General features: G+C 50.5%; 12 protein-coding genes. 2 read left to right on the top strand and 10 right to left on the bottom strand.

Going from position 1 to position 16,565, the window contains the following annotated elements:
• Positions 1–65 precede the first annotated feature (65 nt).
• The 4 genes from PRIO_RS10525 to PRIO_RS10510 form a co-directional block, all read right to left on the bottom strand.
• Positions 66–839, bottom strand: a complete 774-nt coding sequence (locus tag PRIO_RS10525) for a hypothetical protein (protein WP_046502224.1) — start codon at positions 837–839, stop codon at positions 66–68.
• 25 nt (positions 840–864) lie between these two features.
• Entirely contained in the window at positions 865–1,560 is a 696-nt protein-coding gene (locus PRIO_RS10520) for an ABC transporter ATP-binding protein (protein WP_039790642.1), read from the bottom strand.
• Between the two features lie 1,666 nt (positions 1,561–3,226).
• The gene (locus PRIO_RS10515; protein ID WP_020428042.1) at positions 3,227–4,444 is read right to left on the bottom strand and encodes an aminotransferase-like domain-containing protein; all 1,218 of its coding nucleotides are present in this window, start codon (positions 4,442–4,444) and stop codon (positions 3,227–3,229) included.
• A gap of 68 nt (positions 4,445–4,512) precedes the next feature.
• Positions 4,513–5,169: a response regulator transcription factor gene (locus PRIO_RS10510; RefSeq protein WP_020428041.1), complete on the bottom strand. Its 657-nt coding sequence runs from the start codon at positions 5,167–5,169 to the stop codon at positions 4,513–4,515.
• A 280-nt stretch (positions 5,170–5,449) separates the two neighbouring features.
• Here PRIO_RS10510 and PRIO_RS10505 point away from each other — a divergent pair, with 280 nt between their 5' ends.
• Entirely contained in the window at positions 5,450–5,857 is a 408-nt protein-coding gene (locus tag PRIO_RS10505; protein WP_020428040.1) for a hypothetical protein, read from the top strand.
• Complete coding sequence (locus PRIO_RS10500) at positions 5,854–6,921, top strand: phosphodiester glycosidase family protein (protein ID WP_020428039.1); 1,068 nt, start codon at positions 5,854–5,856, stop codon at positions 6,919–6,921. Before PRIO_RS10505 ends, PRIO_RS10500 begins: the two co-directional genes overlap by 4 nt.
• Positions 6,922–7,426: 505 nt before the next feature.
• On the opposite strand, the gene PRIO_RS10495 is transcribed toward PRIO_RS10500, so the two are convergent.
• From PRIO_RS10495 to glnA, 6 genes are all read right to left on the bottom strand, one after another.
• Complete coding sequence (locus tag PRIO_RS10495) at positions 7,427–7,681, bottom strand: AbrB/MazE/SpoVT family DNA-binding domain-containing protein (protein WP_020428037.1); 255 nt, start codon at positions 7,679–7,681, stop codon at positions 7,427–7,429.
• A 123-nt stretch (positions 7,682–7,804) separates the two neighbouring features.
• Entirely contained in the window at positions 7,805–8,269 is a 465-nt protein-coding gene (gene trmL / locus PRIO_RS10490; RefSeq protein ID WP_020428036.1) for a tRNA (uridine(34)/cytosine(34)/5-carboxymethylaminomethyluridine(34)-2'-O)-methyltransferase TrmL, read from the bottom strand.
• A 132-nt stretch (positions 8,270–8,401) separates the two neighbouring features.
• Positions 8,402–9,490 carry a 3-phosphoserine/phosphohydroxythreonine transaminase gene (gene serC / locus PRIO_RS10485; protein WP_020428035.1) on the bottom strand — a complete coding sequence of 363 codons (1,089 nt, stop codon included), beginning with the start codon at positions 9,488–9,490 and terminating at the stop codon, positions 8,402–8,404.
• Between the two features lie 109 nt (positions 9,491–9,599).
• Positions 9,600–10,484, bottom strand: coding sequence for a hypothetical protein (locus PRIO_RS10480; protein ID WP_039787771.1), 885 nt, complete (start codon positions 10,482–10,484; stop codon positions 9,600–9,602).
• A 385-nt stretch (positions 10,485–10,869) separates the two neighbouring features.
• Positions 10,870–13,614: a GH36-type glycosyl hydrolase domain-containing protein gene (locus PRIO_RS10475; RefSeq protein ID WP_231869858.1), complete on the bottom strand. Its 2,745-nt coding sequence runs from the start codon at positions 13,612–13,614 to the stop codon at positions 10,870–10,872.
• 1,245 nt (positions 13,615–14,859) lie between these two features.
• Entirely contained in the window at positions 14,860–16,284 is a 1,425-nt protein-coding gene (gene glnA / locus PRIO_RS10470) for a type I glutamate--ammonia ligase (protein ID WP_020432627.1), read from the bottom strand.
• Positions 16,285–16,565: the final 281 nt, after the last annotated feature.

Genomic DNA, 16,565 nt, shown 5'->3' with positions numbered 1-16,565 from the left:
GCGTTTTAATAGCATTCACACTTTTTTGTTCACAGCCTTCCCGTTACAATCTTAGCCCGTTGCGCTTATTTCCCGAGGATTTCATACTTCCGGGAATTGAACAAATAACGGCCGATGGCTCCCGCAACCAGTGCTACCAGAAGGTTCATGCCCACCGAGGACCATTGAATCGACTCGTTGATATCGGCGGGCTGGACCCGGCTGACCGGGCTGACCGTAAGCAGGTTCGCATATTGCTTGAAGGTCTCCGCTGCGGACGTTCCGATGCTCCAGTGCCAGCTGTTCCGGACCACCAGCGCAAATTGAATGCCGACCACCAGGACCATTACAAGAGCTATGCAGAGATGGCTGAGCAACGGTTTGCGCAGTCTTTTGGCAGCGGCAAGCGCCAGTCCCATCACGGCCAGACCGGCAGGAATGCTGCATAGCTTGGACAGCACCAGATAAGCGATGCTTAGAGCCGGGTTGTCCGAATGCATGATCCGCTGGTGATACAGGCCTACCGGATTCACAAACACATCAAGCAAAGAGGGGAGCCACACAAGGATAAGCCCCAGCATAAAAACCGCCGACTTCACACCGAACAATGCCGAGGTTCTAAGGGGCAGCAGATGATTAATCGGCATGGTGCCGGTAAAAAACTCGCGGTAATAATCCAGATAGATGTATACAGGCAGCAGAATGCCGATCACCATGTTCACCAGAAGAAAGACAAAGGACAGATCCTGATCCTGGCTGAACAAAAAATACAGATTCGTAAGCACGCTGATTCCGGTAAATGCCGCGAAGACGGCGCAATGTTTCCGGCATTCCAGTTTGAATTGGTTAAGTTGAACCATGAAGCTCTCTCCCTTATATTTGAAATCATCCGACCAGCTGTTTAAAAATCTCCTCGATAGGCATCCCGTAATCCCGCTGCAGCTCCCCTATTCCTCCGTACAGCTGCACCCGGCCTTCATTAACAACCGCTATATCCGTAAACAGGCTTTCGACATCATGAATGAGATGTGTACTGAGCAGTATGGAGCTTTCCGGGTCAAAATGCTCAAGGATGATCCGCATGATCTTGTCCCTTGTCGAAGGGTCCACAGCTGCCAGCGGCTCGTCCAGAACATACAACTTCGCTTTGCGCGCAAAGACGAGAGAAATACTCACTCGCTCCTGCATTCCCTTGGACAAATTCTTCACCTTCTCATTGGGGTCCAGGCCAAGCTCTTCAATCATGGCGTAAGCCATATCCAGTTGAAAGTCGGCGAAGGAGTTCCGAAAGAACGCGATACACTCCTCTATAGTCATCCAGGGATAAAGAAATTCACGGTCAGGCAAATAAGACACGATCTTTTTGGTATCCAGGCCGGGCCGTCGTCCGCAGACGGTAATAGACCCCCGGTAATCGCGCAGCAAGGATACAATCAGCTTCATCAGCGTAGTTTTCCCCGCCCCATTCGGACCCAGCAATCCTACAATCCTCCCCTTCGGCAGGGTGAGATTCAGATTGTCCAGGGCCACCTTTTTACCATACCTTTTAGTCAGGTTGCTGCACTCCAGCACGTTCTCCATCACTTGCATCTCCTTGGCTGTGTATTCTGCTTTCTGCTTTCTGCTTTCTGCTTTCCATTTTGCACCAGTCCCTCTGTTTCTTTTAGACGCCCCGAACCGTCCAATCCCCGCAGCCTGTGTGAAAATCAAGGCATTGTTCTTCGATTTGTCATAAAATATACCGCCCGCTAACCCGGAGCAGGCCACACAAAAAAGGCGGTCCTCGCGAAGGCCGCCTTCCTTTGGGGGAAGTAGATTCCCCCGCCTTATTCTGTTCAGCAGACTTACTGAAATTCTAGCCGCAAATGATGCGGACAGGAGATCCCGTATTCAGACGGATCATGCGAGTCCCAGAGTCCAAGCGAACACAGATGTTATTCAGCCAATCCCCCCATTTTAAGTTAAAATAAACGTTATAGCGGATTCTGAGTCTGAATCTTCAATAAAACTAGACTTATTCGTAAAATGGCGCCTGCTCTGTCCGTTTGACTCTACAATAGATTGATCCCATTTGCTCCTGCACCACCTACAGCCTTATCACCGGAGACTCCCCGTCGATCTAGTGGAAAAAGGTTAACTAAGTGGATCGTCACTGGTCGTTCTTCACAGGTTAAGTGGAAAAAGTATCACTAATTGGCTCCACACTACCTTTTCCCCGCAGGCTAAGTGGAAAAAGGTCAACTAATCCAGCTCATTTCACCATTGGATGAAGAATATAGCTCAAATAAGTTTACTTTTTCCATTTAAATCTCAAGATTATTGAATTCTGGGAAAAATAAGCTCCCTTTTTCCAACTAGCGTTTGTGAAGAAGCCGGGGAGCAAGCGCTAGTCGGTATGAGGAAATCTAGAGCGGCTGATTCCTCAGCTTTATAGTTTTCGGGATATGGCCAAACTGGCCTTCCCCACTCTAACAACGGTATTTCTGCCGTTATTTATGGTCAAACCAGCCTTCGGCGCTTCAACAACGGCATTTCTGCCGTTATTCGTTACAAATTCGTCCAAAGGTGTTTATCCCCATCTTCCCGCATAATTTATCCACTATGAAGAAGTAATTATAGTTACCGGTGTATTAACAAAATTACCCTGGCGAGTGAATAACAACACAGAGTTTACGGCCGCAAGGATCCCCCGCCGCTCCAAAATCAACGGGGCATGCTGACGACGGATCGTTGTATGACAGGCAGGCTTAGCATCCTTTGGCTTGTTAGAGCTCATATTGTTATGCCACATGCACAACGCCCGCCCAGAAGTCAGTTTGGACATGGATTGTGGGCCGTATGATTATGGTGTGGGTCCTTCTGCGGACACGATGAGCTTCCTTCACGATCGATCCGCAGCCGTTGCGGACTGGAAAGCCGTTATTGAACGAAGATTCGTCCATTCCGCGGGACGGACTGAGATGCCTCTATTTGTCCCTTTCCCCTTTATTCCAGGCTCCATCGAACGATATAACGGCTCCTGAGTCCGTAACTGCTGAAAAAGTAAGGTTTTTGGCAAAATAAGGTCCCCTCAGTCCGCTTCCGTCCGCGGATGGAGCTCAATCCTCCTGTGGAGCCCAACCCTCCTGCATCGCTTATATCCTCTGAGGCCTCCAAGATATCCACACTTTTTTACACTATATAGTTCCCTATCCACTATCCAACGAGAAAAAAGCCCTTTTCAGGGCTTTAACAAAAAGCGCCACGCTCAGCTCCGTGCCGTAAACTCCGTCACGGCCTCGCTCATCAGATTCATGCCCAGCAGCAGCTCATCCCTGCCCGGATGGCTGAAGTTAAGGCGGATGCGTCCGCTTCCTCCGCTCACACTGCACAGCGGGCCGGGCAAAAATGCCACGCCCTTGGCCAGCGAGGCCTTCAGCAGCGCCATCGCATCCAGGCCCTCCGGCAGCGTTACCCACAGGAACATGCCGCCAGCCGGCAGACAATAGCTGCTGCTCTTCCAGGCCGGGCGCTTCAGAAGCTCTGCCATCAGCTTCAGCCGGGTATTGTACTCCCGGTTGAGGAGCGCGATATGCTCACGCAGATCAAAGGCCGTCACATCCAGCAGATGATGCAGCAGCCGCTGGTTGAGTGAGCTGGATTGCCAATCGGCCATCTGCTTCGCGGCAGCCATCATCCCGATCAGCTCACGGCTGCCCGCCGCCCAGCCCGTCCGCAGCGCAGGTGCGACCGTTTTGCTGAAGGAGCCAATGTAGAGCACATGTCCGCCCTCGCTGACATTCTCCAGCGCATACAGAGACGGATACTTCACGGAAGGATGCTCCGTGTACCTTTGAAAATGCAGATCGCCATAAGAGTCATCCTCGACAATCAGCAGATTGTGCGTGGTACACAGCTCCAGCACTTCCTTGCGTCTGGCCAGACTCCAGAGAATTCCGCTCGGATTCGTGAAGCTCGGCGTAGCAAACAGCATCTTGGGCCGGTGCAGGCGGATCTGGGTACGCAGATGCTCCGGCAGCAGACCGTCCTGATCGCCCTTGACCGGAATAATCACGGCACCCTGCATCCGCAAGGCCTGCAGAATACCCGGAGAAGTCGGATTCTCCACCAGCACACGGTCTCCGGGATCAATATAGACCCTGGACAACAGATCTATCGCTTGTTGACTTCCCGTTGTCAGCAGAACCCCGCCTGCGGCAACCGCCACCCCTTTGGCCTTCAGCCAGTCCCCGGTCAGCCATTCGCGAAGAGGCCCATACCCCTCAGGATCACCATATTGCAGCGCCCCGGCGTCTGCCGAGATCACTGTGGAAGCCGTTTCAGCCAGTAGAGACAATGGAAACAATTCTTCGGCCGGCAGCTCTTCAGCCAGTGAAATCAGCGTCCCCCTGCGCGTCTCTGTACGTATGCTCAGCAGCGTTGAAGAGTGCAATGTATGTGCGCGGGCAGAAAACTCATATTTCATATGATCCCCCCTTCTCCCTGGTACCAAGAATATTCCTTTACAGGCTGCATTATGTCGTTATGCTGGGGCTATGCGTACATTTGCTTGTTTTGTCTGGAGAAAAGCGCGAACTTTTCAATCGCTTGCGCTCTTGTAGACACCTCCAGCTTCACATAAATCTTCCGCAGATAATTATCGATGGAACGGCGGCTGACTTCGATTTCTAGAGCGATTTTATCGTATGTAATTCCCTGAACGATCCGTTCCATAATGAACATTTCGGTCTGGGTCAACTGCAGTACCCCATCCAGCCCGCGCGACGAAGCAACCGGACGGAAACCGTCTTGGGCCCATTCCAGCGGAATGGACAAAAAACCTTCACGTAGCCCGCTGATCATCTGCAGCAGCTGACGCGGAGATGCTCCCTTGGAGAGCACACCGCTGGCCCCAAGCTCGATGAGCGGCTGGAACAGCTCCTTGTCCTCTTCCTCGGTCATAATGATGAAATGGGTGCTTTTTGAGCTTTGCTTCATCTCTACCAGCGCACCCTCGACATTGCCTTCCGGCATCTGATAATCCGTCAGCACCAGATCTGGCTGCTGTTGCTGTACCGTGTGGACGCCCTCGCTCCAGTTGGAGAACATCCCCACCACCTCAATCTCCTTGCTTTCCTCCAGAATCAATTTTGTACCCAGCATACTTGTGGGATGACATCCCACGATGATCACCCGCCACACCTTCATCATTAATGCCCAGACCTCCTGCTATCTATGTATTTACCCAGAAAGGGAAGCGCTATAGCGTTTCCTGTCAGTACGCATGCAAGGCTCAGGATGACTTGTCAATTTTGCCTTCTTTTCCCTTGAATACGTCCATCAGAACTTCCAATCTATAGAAATTGTATCGTAGTAGTTAAATAGAGCGCAATTAATTTTTCACGTTGATATAAGTCTTTTCACTTTTGCGAATATTATAAAAGTCTGATAGAATGAGAACTTGAAAAAAATTTGCCTGAGGTGATATTAAATGCAACCGCTAGCGGAATCGACACCGGTACACTCGCGCCGCACTTCAGCGAGAAACGGATCTTCCGTAAAATGGTTTTTACTGTTCTGGATAGTGATGATCGGGCTCGGCTTTTACGCCGTGTACAGCTACACCAACCATCTTAAGGAGCAAGTGCTAAGCTCGCTTAGCACCCAGAGCCAGCAGCAGCTTACCGTTTTGAAGACCGATTACGAGTCGCGAATTGGCGTCCTCTCCCAGCAAGTCAAGGAATTGCAGAGCACCGTGGACACCTTTAACGAACTTCTTACCTTTACCAAAGATAATGCCAGCAACAAAACAGATAACAGCAACAAGCTGTACACCCAACTGAACGAGGTCCGCAAACAGCTGGCAGCGCTGCAAAAAGAAATGGATCTGCTGAAATGATGACGCCGGTTAAACGAGTCAACCGTTTTTTTATGCTGCTGACCGCGCCGTTTCTTGGCCTGCTGCTCTGCCTATGGTGGTACCAGCCGCCGCTTGATCTGAATTTGGATGTTGGGCAATTCGCTGCGGAGCCCGGACCGATCAAGGAGACAGCTGAGCTGCAGAGTGCGCTTACTACAGCCCAGGCCGCGGCCTCTTACACCATCCATTCCATCAGTGCCAGCGCGAAGCTGTACAATCAGACGACCAATGCCATGAATGCGCTGGTCCAAATGGCGAAGACCCAGGCCGCGCGTCCGGAACTGATCTATAACCGCCGGATCAGCTCCAGATTGGGCATTCCCGCCGATGTCGCGAGAAGCGACCGGATAACCATTGAACTCTACCGGCTAAATCCCGGCAATTATACAGCTTACGCAATGAAAATAAAATTGAAGGACCCGTCCGCCATGAAAATGAGTCTGGCTGGAGACGGCAAAGGCGGAGCCGAAACGACGCTGCAGGCCGCGAACCGCTACGGCGCAACTGCCGGCATCAATGCAGGCGGGTTCGCCGACAGGGCCGGCAAGCGCTACCCGCTCTCCACAACCGTTATCGGCGGGGAGTATCTGTATGGCTTCGAATCCACCTACAAGGATCTCAGCTTCGTTGGTCTGAACGCTTCCGGCCAGCTGATCGGCGGTAAATTCTACAGCCGGACACAGCTGGACCAGCTGCAGCCGGTTTTCGGAGCCACCTTTGTGCCGGTCCTGCTGAAGAACAGCGTCAAAGTGCCCATCCCGGCCAAATGGCAGCTGTCCCCGAAGCGTGCTCCCCGTACGGTGATCGGCAAGTACAAAGACGATCAGCTGCTGGTAATGGTGGCAGACGGATATAACGAAAACGGCAACTCCGGGGCAACTCTGGAAGAGCTTCAGAACAAACTGTCGAATATGGGCGTCATTGACGCATACAATCTGGATGGCGGCGGGTCCTCCTCTTTGATTTTCAACGGACGGGTCATCAATAAGCCTTCAGATGGGAATCTGCGCAAGGTCCCTACCAATTTTCTCTTTTTTAAATAATCATTATGTATAGTCTATGCGGTAAATCACATTTTCATTTATTTTTGGAAGACCTCGGGGTATAATCAGGGAAACGAATACAGTCACTCATGGAGGTGCACGCATGTCGTTTTCCCTTACCTTTTGGATTATCTCCCTTGTGTTCCTGTTGTTTCTGGCTGGTATCCTTACCGCTGCGTACAACGATGACCAGACCAAGGGCCTGTAGAAGCCGCAGACAGTAACTAAGCCCACCCTTATATTTCAAACAAAGAGCGCCACACAAATGTGCGGCGCTCTTTGTTCTGGGCAGTAGAAGGATGTAAAGGCTCACATAGCTGTTCATCCTTCTTCCCTTAAGTGAATGGTTACCGCCCTATGGCACAGCAGTCGCCGCTTGGCTGCAGCCCACTTTTCGTACAAAAGTCTGGAATCGGTAATCCGCCAAGAGGGCGCAGGTTTGTTGCCTTTCCTATGTACAATTGCCACTTGCGCACGTTCTCTTGGAAAACCTGATCTGATCTGATTAGGCGTGTCTTGACAATTGGGTCATTTCAGTCAGGCAGTCCGCACAAATATAACGGTCTTTATATTCGCTTACGCCTTCCATCGATCCGCAAAAAACACATTTCGGACGGTAACGCTCAAGAATGATATGATCGCCCTGCACCAGAATTTCTACAGGATCACCTTCATTCATTTGGTATCTTTTACGCAGGGACTTAGGCAGAACAATTCTACCCAGCTGATCTACTTTTCGAACTACGCCAGCAGGTTTCATATTTAACTTACACTCTCCTGTTCAACAAAAAATTAGTATCTACTACTTATTTCGGCACTATTCTTCTATTTCGTTACCTAAATGTCGAATCCTGCTGAAGAAATTAAAAAAATATGTTTACTTTTAGAATAGTTGCGGGAAATTCAGCTGCCGGAGCGCTTCATACACAATAATTGCCGCAGAGTTGGATAAGTTCAGGGACCTAACCGCCTCACTCATCGGCATGCGCATTACAGTTTCTTTGCCGGCTTCGAGAATTTCAGCGGACAAGCCCTTGGTTTCTTTGCCAAAAACAAAAAAATCCCCATCCCGGAACGTGAAATCGGTATAGCGCTTGTCCGCCTTCGTTGTTGCATAGAAGAACCGGCCTTCCGCATACTTTTCCAGCACTTCCCCAAAGGAATCATGATATTCAATGTGTACGGCATGCCAATAATCCAGACCGGCACGCTTCAGTGTAGCATCGTCTGTACGGAAGCCCAGCGGGCGGACCAGATGAAGATGGGTGCCTGTTGCTGCACAGGTGCGGGCGATATTGCCGGTGTTGGCCGGAATCTCCGGTTCCACCAGCACAATGTGTAATGCCATAATGTAGTGAACTTCCTCTCTGCAGGCTATTCAGCCCGTTGATGTTGTAGGAGGCATGGCGGTCAGCATATAAAGCCTTAAATTTACAGAAAACCTTCCGCCAACAGGCGGAAGGCTCGAAATTTGCATTCATTAACCTTGAGTTTGCTGGAAATGCTTCATGAAATCAGACAGCGCCTTAATGCTCTCATAAGGGACCGCATTGTAGATGGAAGCACGCAAGCCTCCCACACTGCGATGGCCCTTCAGCCCCACAAAACCTTCCTGCTCGGCTGCTTTGACAAATTGCTTCTCCAGCTCTTCCGACTGCATCCGGAAGGTCACGTTCATAATGGAACGGCTGCCTGCTTCCGCAACTCCGCGGTAGAAACCGCCGCTGCCATCGATATGATCATACAGCAGAGCTGCTTTGTCGCGGTTCTTAACTTCAATGCCGGCCAGTCCGCCTTGCTCCTCAATCCATTTTAACACTTCGTTAACCATATATACAGAGAAGGATGGCGGCGTATTGTACAGAGAGTTGTTCTTCAGATGCGTATCGTAACGCAGAATCGTCGGAATATTGGAAGGCGACTTGGCGATCAGCTCTTCCTTGACAATCACGACAGTAACACCGGAAGGTCCCAGATTCTTCTGCGCCCCGGCATAGATCAGCTCGAATTGATTCACATCAAAGGAACGGCTGAGAATGTCGCTGGACATATCCGCGATCAGCGGAATGGAACCGGCATCCGGATACTCCGCAAATTGTGTTCCTTCGATAGTCTCATTCGAGGTAACATGCAGATATGCCGCATTGTCCGCAGCCTTGATGCTGCTCAGCTCGGGAATGGCCAGGAACTTCTTGTCTTCGGAAGATGCTGCGGCATGTGCGCCTCCAACCAGCTTCGCTTCCTTAAATGCCTTCTCTGCCCAGCTTCCCGTCATGACATAGCTGCCGACCTTGCCTTCAGTGACAAAGTTCATCGGGATCATGGCGAACTGTGTGCTTGCTCCGCCTTGAATGAACAGAACCTTGTAGCCTTGAGGATTGCCGAGGAGCGAAAGCAGACGTTCCTGCGCTTCATTATGCACGGATTCGTATATTGCCCCACGGTGCGACATCTCCATAATGGACATTCCGCTTTCCCGGAAATCGACAAACTCCGCCTGTGCGCGTTCAAGTACTGTCAGCGGCAATGCCGCCGGACCTGCATTAAAATTGTATGCTCTCTTGCTCAAAATTGCTCCCCACCCTTTCTCTCCTATGAATATGGATATCGATATGATAGCAGTAATCACACACACCAGCAAGTATAATTATTCACATAAGAGGTAAGATCGGGGTCCTTCACAAGGTAAAAAACTGATAGCTGCGGCTCCAATGCTTGCTGTGACGCGGTAAAATGCTGATGTTCACAAAAACCTCGGGAGAAATTACATGTTTTTCTCCCCACAGCGCCATCCGCTCTGCGGCAAAATCCCCGCTCTCCCTCACACCGGCTCCGCTTGGCTTATGCCGCAGCTCCCAAAAACACCCATCATCCATTTTATTCCAGATGCCCAGCTTGCAGTAAAACGGCCGTTCAGGCTCCGCCTTCCATGTGAGGGAATTGCCGGATACCGCCAGCAGATCCGCTGTATAAAACGATTCGGGGTCTTCCACCCTTAGTCCGGCTGGGATTCCCAGTTCATAGTCCGGGCCGACGCTTGCACCGTTAATCCCTACAAAGTTATGAATGTATTCTTCTGTATGCAGCGGCTTGTCGCCCATGTTCTCAAGCAAGTAGGAAATATTCAGCCGGTCTTCGAGCAGCGTAATCTTTTTAGTTAATCGTATGCTGTATCCGCGGCACTCCATCGGCTGAACCGTATAGGTGACCGACTGTGCACTGCGCTCCTCTTCAATTTTGAACGGAATAAGCGGATAGTTTCCGAAAAAGTCATAGGGCTCATCGCTTACCTTCTGAAGCAGCCCAACTCCCAGCTTTGGGAACCACTCCCCGGCCGCTGCTTCCTCATAGCCAATTGCCCGGGAAATGCCGAACTCATTGCACAGCCCCATCCCTCCGCTGCCATGACCTGGAACCAGGCTTTCCGGCACACAGTATGTATGCCCTCCCTCAAGCAAAGTCACCCCTGTAATAAATCCGGTCCAGTCAAAACGGGTACCGCTGTACTCTCCGACATCCGCTATATCTATTTGAAGTATGCCGTTTGAGAGACTGTAAGCCATTTTCAATCCTTCCTTTCCATATCTATATAGAGTGAACTTAAGATCTTTACATTAGGGACTTCGTCGGGACTACGGAGAATGTTTGGACTTCCGGCCGCTGTTGTCTGCAGATTTCTTGATTTGTACCGCTGTTCGCGGTGGAAATCCGCAGACAAAGGCGGACGCATTCGCTCCTACAGTTCCAAACTTCCCCTCCATCCCTTTTCCCTTTTGTTCGTTTTTCAGGTTCACTTTATATAGCAGTATTTATTCAACCCTCACTTATTAAACCATTCATTCTGCCGGAAAGCATCTCATATCATGACAATGGTTTCAAGTCCAGTGAAAAAGCGCCCGCCGCCGTAAATCCGGCTAAGCTGGCGCTCCCCTCATGATATTTCAGCTGCTATGCCAGCACCACCTGCAGGAGATGGAACCCTTCTTCCGGCAAGGCGGCCAGCACGCTGCGGGGAATCAAAACACCCTCTGAGACGCGCTGAAGCGTCACCTCAGCGCCGTTCAGCGTAACGGAATGGATCTGGTAGTCTCCGTACTCAGCGCCGCTTGCAGCGGTGTAGACAACGTCCAGCCCGCGCTCCGCAAAAATGGTCCGTATCGATGCTTTCCCGTCCTGGTCAAACTGGTCTTTCATCAGCTTAGGCTGAAGCAAGAGATCCCCGAGTTTTCCTTTGACCCCGAATACTTCGGTAACCATGGTCAGCAGCAGCCAGCTCGCCGAGCCGGTCAGATACGTATACATGCCTCTGCCTTGCTCATTAATGTACTCCGGAATGCCGGGATACATCCGGCTGAGCTCGAAGTTTACGCTCAGGCTGTACAGTGAATCCAGCACCTTGCGCCCTTCTTTTACATAACCGCGCTTATACAGTGCATTTCCGTACATCACGGTCATATGGCTGAACATAGCCCCATTCTCTTTATGACCAAAGGCAAACCCGAATGCGCGGCCCAAATTCTGCTGGATGCCGCCAAAATCCGTATTCAGCCGGTACCCGATTTTCCCATCATACAGATTACGCTCCACCGCTGCGATGATCTGCGGAATCTGCTCAGGAGCGGCAGCATGGCCGAGGAGCGGAAACACTTGGCCTGTCAGCGTCATCCGGATGTTGCCGCCGGCTTCTCCTTCCACACGTTCCCCGTCATTATTGTAATAGCCGTTGAACCAGCCGTCTCCCTGATTGCCCTGTATCCACTCGTTCCGGCGCAAATGATCAACAAGCCACTCGGCCTTCCGGGCCAGATCATCCGCTATCCTGTCCAGCGTAAGCTCCGAACGGACGCCGCTTACCTTGTTCGGTGCAGCAGCATAATAACGGTCCAGCAGTCCCCGCTTGGCGGCTACGGACTCATAATCCACAGCATCATGTAATGAATCCAGCAGCAGCGTCATTTCTTCCGCCAGTTCCAGCGTTTCAAGCCCTTTGCGCTCTTTCAGTATGCGCAGCAGCCGGGAGAGGTCCAGCAGATTGCTGGCATAGAAAGAGGTGAAGGTGACACTTTCACCACGCTGTGACGCCATATCCAGACCGTCATTCCAGTCTGCGCCTTCCAGCAGAATATTGTTGTGTTCCCCTACGTTGAAGAACGGAACAAGGTTTTGCAGCAGAATATGCTCCAGAATGGTTCCCGTATAAGACGCTCCGTCCGCTGTTTGCAGAGTGCTGCCTGCGGACGCATCCCAGGAAGCGTCCCGCTCCCGGCAGCGGGCCATAAAGGAATCCCGGAAGTAGCTCTGCTGCTCAAGCAGAAAGTCCAGATCCCCGCTCCGGTCCAGATACAGCATGGTGGTGAGGAACGGCCACGCCCCGTGGTCCATCCACACGCGCGGAATATTGTTGCGGTCGGCGATGAACTCGCCCGGCTGCTGGCCGATAATCGTCGCATTGCTGCCGTCGATTCGGACCCCGGCATAGTTATTCAGCAGCAGACTGCGCACATCTCCCGGTTCCATGATCAGCAGCGCCAGGCAGTCCTGCCAAAGGTCCCGCCAGCCGCGGCCGCCACGGCCGTAGTCATGGTACGGCAAAAAGGAATTGCCATACAGTCTGCGCAGCACCGGCTGCAGGGTAACCCATTTCATCCATTGGTCCGCCACCGGGTCACTAGTATGAAATTCCACTGTGTTCACCTTGTCGGCCCAGAACGATTTGTTCTCCCGGAGCATGGCGTCAAAAGCTCTGACAGAACCGTATTTGTCCATCAGCGCAGCAACATCGATTCTTTCATCACCGATCGCCAGCACAAGCACATATGAAATGCTGTGGCCCGGCTGCAAAGCTGCCGCAGCAAACCGCAGTCCGCCAAGCGCCTCATAACCTTCCCTATGTACACCGCCGCCTGCGCCGGTTTGCGGTTCCCGGTTCAAAACTACCGCTTCCGGCCAATCCAGACTTCCGCCTTCACCAATGAATTTCTCCTGTACCGGAAAGAAACCGGTTGGCTTCCCGCCGCCTTCTGCGGCCCCAAACACACCATATGAGGTGTGATTCACCCGGTGTCCGCGCTCATCGAAGGATAGCGCCGGCTGCACTTCAACCCCATGCGCAGAGGTATAGATCCGGTTCAGCAGCGAGGTGACATGCCGGTGGTCCCGCAGATCATCTGCTGAACGCGCATAGAGCGGAACCGCTGCTGTAGGCGTCACAGTCAATTCCTCAGCAGAGATATTGGTAAGCACAACCTTCATAAGCTCTACCTTATCGTTGCCTGCGGGTACAAAACTGGTGATTTCCGCCTTGATGCCAAACTCCCGGCTCTCACGGGTTACACGGTGCCACAGCAAACCCGCCTCCAGTTCTGAATCTTCAGCCTCTTCACCATACATACCGGCATTTTGCCGGGCGGAGTTCCCTGCTGCCGACCAGGCCCCTTTGCCGTCCACATACACCCAGAAGTTGCGGGAGGCCCGGGAGTTATGCAGATCTTCCACAGACAAGGGCGGAGTAAGAAATGTATTATGGCCTGAAGTGACTTGACCATGGAGCTTCGGACTGACAGAAGACATCATTCCCCCCTCATTGACCAGAGGAAAATATAAAAAACTGCTCCGGTCAGGCTGCTTAAGACGGAAATCCCCGTTGCTTCCGGTAAAAACCCATCCTGTTTTCGACTGATTCATTGTGTTCATCCTCTCTATTGCTCCTATTTTATTGCTCATATCCCCTTGCTCATTACTCCATTACTCATACTTTACTGTTCGCACTTTACTGTTCATACTCTATTGCTCATACTCTATTGCTCATAGGCAAACTATATTGAGGTTAACCTAAGCAAGTTAAAACGGCAGACCGTTACGTCAAAACATAACAGAAACCGGTTTCGGTTTTTATTATTACACCGTTGCATTTTTTTGTAAAGATTTTTCTGAAGCACCGTAAGGGAAAACAAAAAAACCTTGGAACAAGCCGATTTCATAGCAAACCAAACGCTAATAAAAGCTGATTCTAAGGTGTAATTTCAACGAAACCACTTTCGTAAATATCCAAATTCAGCATAGAAAATGATTATTTCCTTATAATTTTCACTTCTAAAATAGTTTATCCGCAAAAAGGAAAGCGCTCTCCAATTTGAAAAACTGAAATCTCAGTCATTATTGCAGTATGTTGCCGAAACTTTTTCGTAAGATCCAGATATATTTTCTTCTATAATAACTAGTGCGCTGCGCCAATTCACATTCTGCTGTATTTCGTGCAATAGAATTATTAGTTCTCTGCGCTAATTCACATTCTATTGTATTTCGTGCAATAGTTTTACGGATTTTGAGTCAAAATCAGCTATTCTAGGGATTTCTAATGTACAAAATACAGTAGATTGAGTTTTTTGATCGATTTACGGATCATCTGCTGCACATAATGCAATAGATATCCATGTCGCTTTTTTGCGGCACTTCACTTCAGACGATGAAATTTCGGAGATGTGCCCTCAATTCGGCTTCGCCAAATACGAGGCTTCCATAACAATGTACCCGGCTCGGACATCGTTATTTCAGGATAGAATGCGAGTTCTGACCTAATTGAAAAGAGATTCGCACTGGTATCGGCATCGGCATCGGTAGCATCCGCATCGGCGCCCGCATCCGCGCCCGCGTCTGCATCGGCGTCTAATTCACCCGCTGAAGTTCGCTTCCAACTTTTTCAAGTTCAAGATTTTACTGAACAATGCATAGATACCAAAGCAGAAGCTCCTTGCCTCTGCCAGACGAATCCCAGAGGCCGCTGGCTCCTTCACAGCGCCCTTCAACTTCATCCTTCACAAAGGTACCACTGTACCGCTGCAAAGCCCGGAGAAAGGCACACAGCACAAAACACAGCACAAAAAAAGAAGCCCCCGGTTTCCCGGAGGCCTCTAGATTTATTCGGATGATTAAGCGATCTTATACATCAAAGTACAGGGAATATTCATGCGGATGAACACGAATGGCAACCGCTTGAGCTTCGGAACGTTTCAGAGCGATGTAGTTATCGATGAAGTCCTTAGTGAATACGCCGCCCTCTGTAAGGAATTCGTAGTCAGCTTCCAAGGAATCCAGCGCTTCTTCCAGTGTGCCTGGAACGCTGCGGATTTTCTCTTTGTCTTCATCGGCCAATTCGTAGATGTTCTTGTCCAGAGGACCATAACCCAATTCAACAGGGTTGATCTTCTTCTTGATTCCATCCAGACCTGCCATCAGCATTGCGGAGAATGCCAGGTAAGGGTTGGCAGTGGAGTCCGGTGTGCGGAACTCAATGCGACAGCCCTTAGGTGTCACAGCAGCTACCGGGATACGAACTGCAGCGGAGCGGTTACCTTTGGAGAATACCAGGTTAACCGGTGCTTCGTAGCCAGGAACCAGACGTTTGAACGAGTTCGTGCTTGGGTTGGTCAGTGCGATCAGTGCCGGAGCATGATACAGGATACCGCCAATGTAGTTCAAAGCCATTTCACTCAGGTTGGCATAAGCGCCTTTTTCGTAGAACAAAGGGGAATCGCCGTTAAAAATGGATTGGTGAACGTGCATACCGCTGCCATTGTCGCCGAACAGCGGTTTTGGCATGAAGGTTGCCACTTTGCCGTATTGGCGTGCAGTGTTTTGCACAATATATTTGTAAGTCAGGAGATTGTCGGCTGTTTTCTTCAGCGTGTCAAAACGGAAGTTGATTTCCGCCTGGCCTGCAGTTGCCACTTCATGGTGATGGCGTTCGATTTCGAGGCCTGCTTCACTAAGCAAACGGCACATTTCGCTACGGATATCCTGTTGGGAATCCACTGGTGCTACCGGCACGTAGCCGCCTTTAACGCCTACTTTGAATGCCAGGTTGCCGCCTTCGTCTTTGCGGTTGGTGTTCCATACCGCTTCTTCGGAATCTACGAAGTAGGAGGAGCTGTTCATTCCGCTCTCATAACGCACATCATCAAAGATGAAGAACTCGGACTCAGGTGCGAAGAATGCTGCTGTACCTACACCGCTTGCTTGCAGGAACTCTTCTGCTTTTACTGCGATACCACGCGGGTCGCGCTCGTAACGTTCGCCATCAGGTGTGAAAATGTCGCACATGATGTTAAGCGTTGGATGAGCTGTAAAAGGATCGATGTATATAGTGCCAGGATCGGGCATCATAACCATGTCTGATTCTTCAATCCCACGGAAACCTGTAATGGAAGAACCGTCAAATGCAACACCGTTCACAAATGTTTCTTCATCAACAGCAGAAGCTGGAAGTGAGATATGGTGAGCACGTCCACCCAAATCTACAAAACGAAAATCCACCCATTCGATATTGTTCTCTTTGATCGTCTGCAACACTTTTTCAACCGACATGAATTAATTCCTCCCCAAGTTCCGAACATTAGGCCGCTCACAGTATCAAATGTTCTTGTTTTTAATTTTTTTGCTGTCGTCATTATAAATCCCAAACCTAACATCGTCAATGCTTATGTCAGGTATTTCTTGCAACAATGTAAGATATTCTGACGCTTTGGTGAAAAATGCACACCTTGTGCAACCGCCTGTTATGCTCACTCCGGCATACAAAAAAACAGTCCTCTTTCCCGTCCGGAAGCGGGATGGAGGACTGCCCAAAAAAGGGACGGAGGACTGCC

It is taken from the genome of Paenibacillus riograndensis SBR5 (assembly GCF_000981585.1).
In the GTDB taxonomy this organism is placed as follows: domain Bacteria; phylum Bacillota; class Bacilli; order Paenibacillales; family Paenibacillaceae; genus Paenibacillus_AQ; species Paenibacillus_AQ riograndensis.
Note: the sequence above shows the minus strand (reverse complement) of the source record. Positions and strands in the feature narration are given on the sequence as shown.

Coding starts and splice junctions, on each gene's coding strand:
- PRIO_RS10525 (WP_046502224.1), bottom strand. CDS start 839: ATGGTTCAACTTAACCAATTCAAACTGGAATGCCGGAAACATTGCGCC.
- PRIO_RS10520 (WP_039790642.1), bottom strand. CDS start 1,560: ATGGAGAACGTGCTGGAGTGCAGCAACCTGACTAAAAGGTATGGTAAA.
- PRIO_RS10515 (WP_020428042.1), bottom strand. CDS start 4,444: ATGAAATATGAGTTTTCTGCCCGCGCACATACATTGCACTCTTCAACG.
- PRIO_RS10510 (WP_020428041.1), bottom strand. CDS start 5,169: ATGATGAAGGTGTGGCGGGTGATCATCGTGGGATGTCATCCCACAAGT.
- PRIO_RS10505 (WP_020428040.1), top strand. CDS start 5,450: ATGCAACCGCTAGCGGAATCGACACCGGTACACTCGCGCCGCACTTCA.
- PRIO_RS10500 (WP_020428039.1), top strand. CDS start 5,854: ATGATGACGCCGGTTAAACGAGTCAACCGTTTTTTTATGCTGCTGACC.
- PRIO_RS10495 (WP_020428037.1), bottom strand. CDS start 7,681: ATGAAACCTGCTGGCGTAGTTCGAAAAGTAGATCAGCTGGGTAGAATT.
- trmL (WP_020428036.1), bottom strand. CDS start 8,269: ATGGCATTACACATTGTGCTGGTGGAACCGGAGATTCCGGCCAACACC.
- PRIO_RS10480 (WP_039787771.1), bottom strand. CDS start 10,484: ATGGCTTACAGTCTCTCAAACGGCATACTTCAAATAGATATAGCGGAT.
- PRIO_RS10475 (WP_231869858.1), bottom strand. CDS start 13,614: ATGAACACAATGAATCAGTCGAAAACAGGATGGGTTTTTACCGGAAGC.
- glnA (WP_020432627.1), bottom strand. CDS start 16,284: ATGTCGGTTGAAAAAGTGTTGCAGACGATCAAAGAGAACAATATCGAA.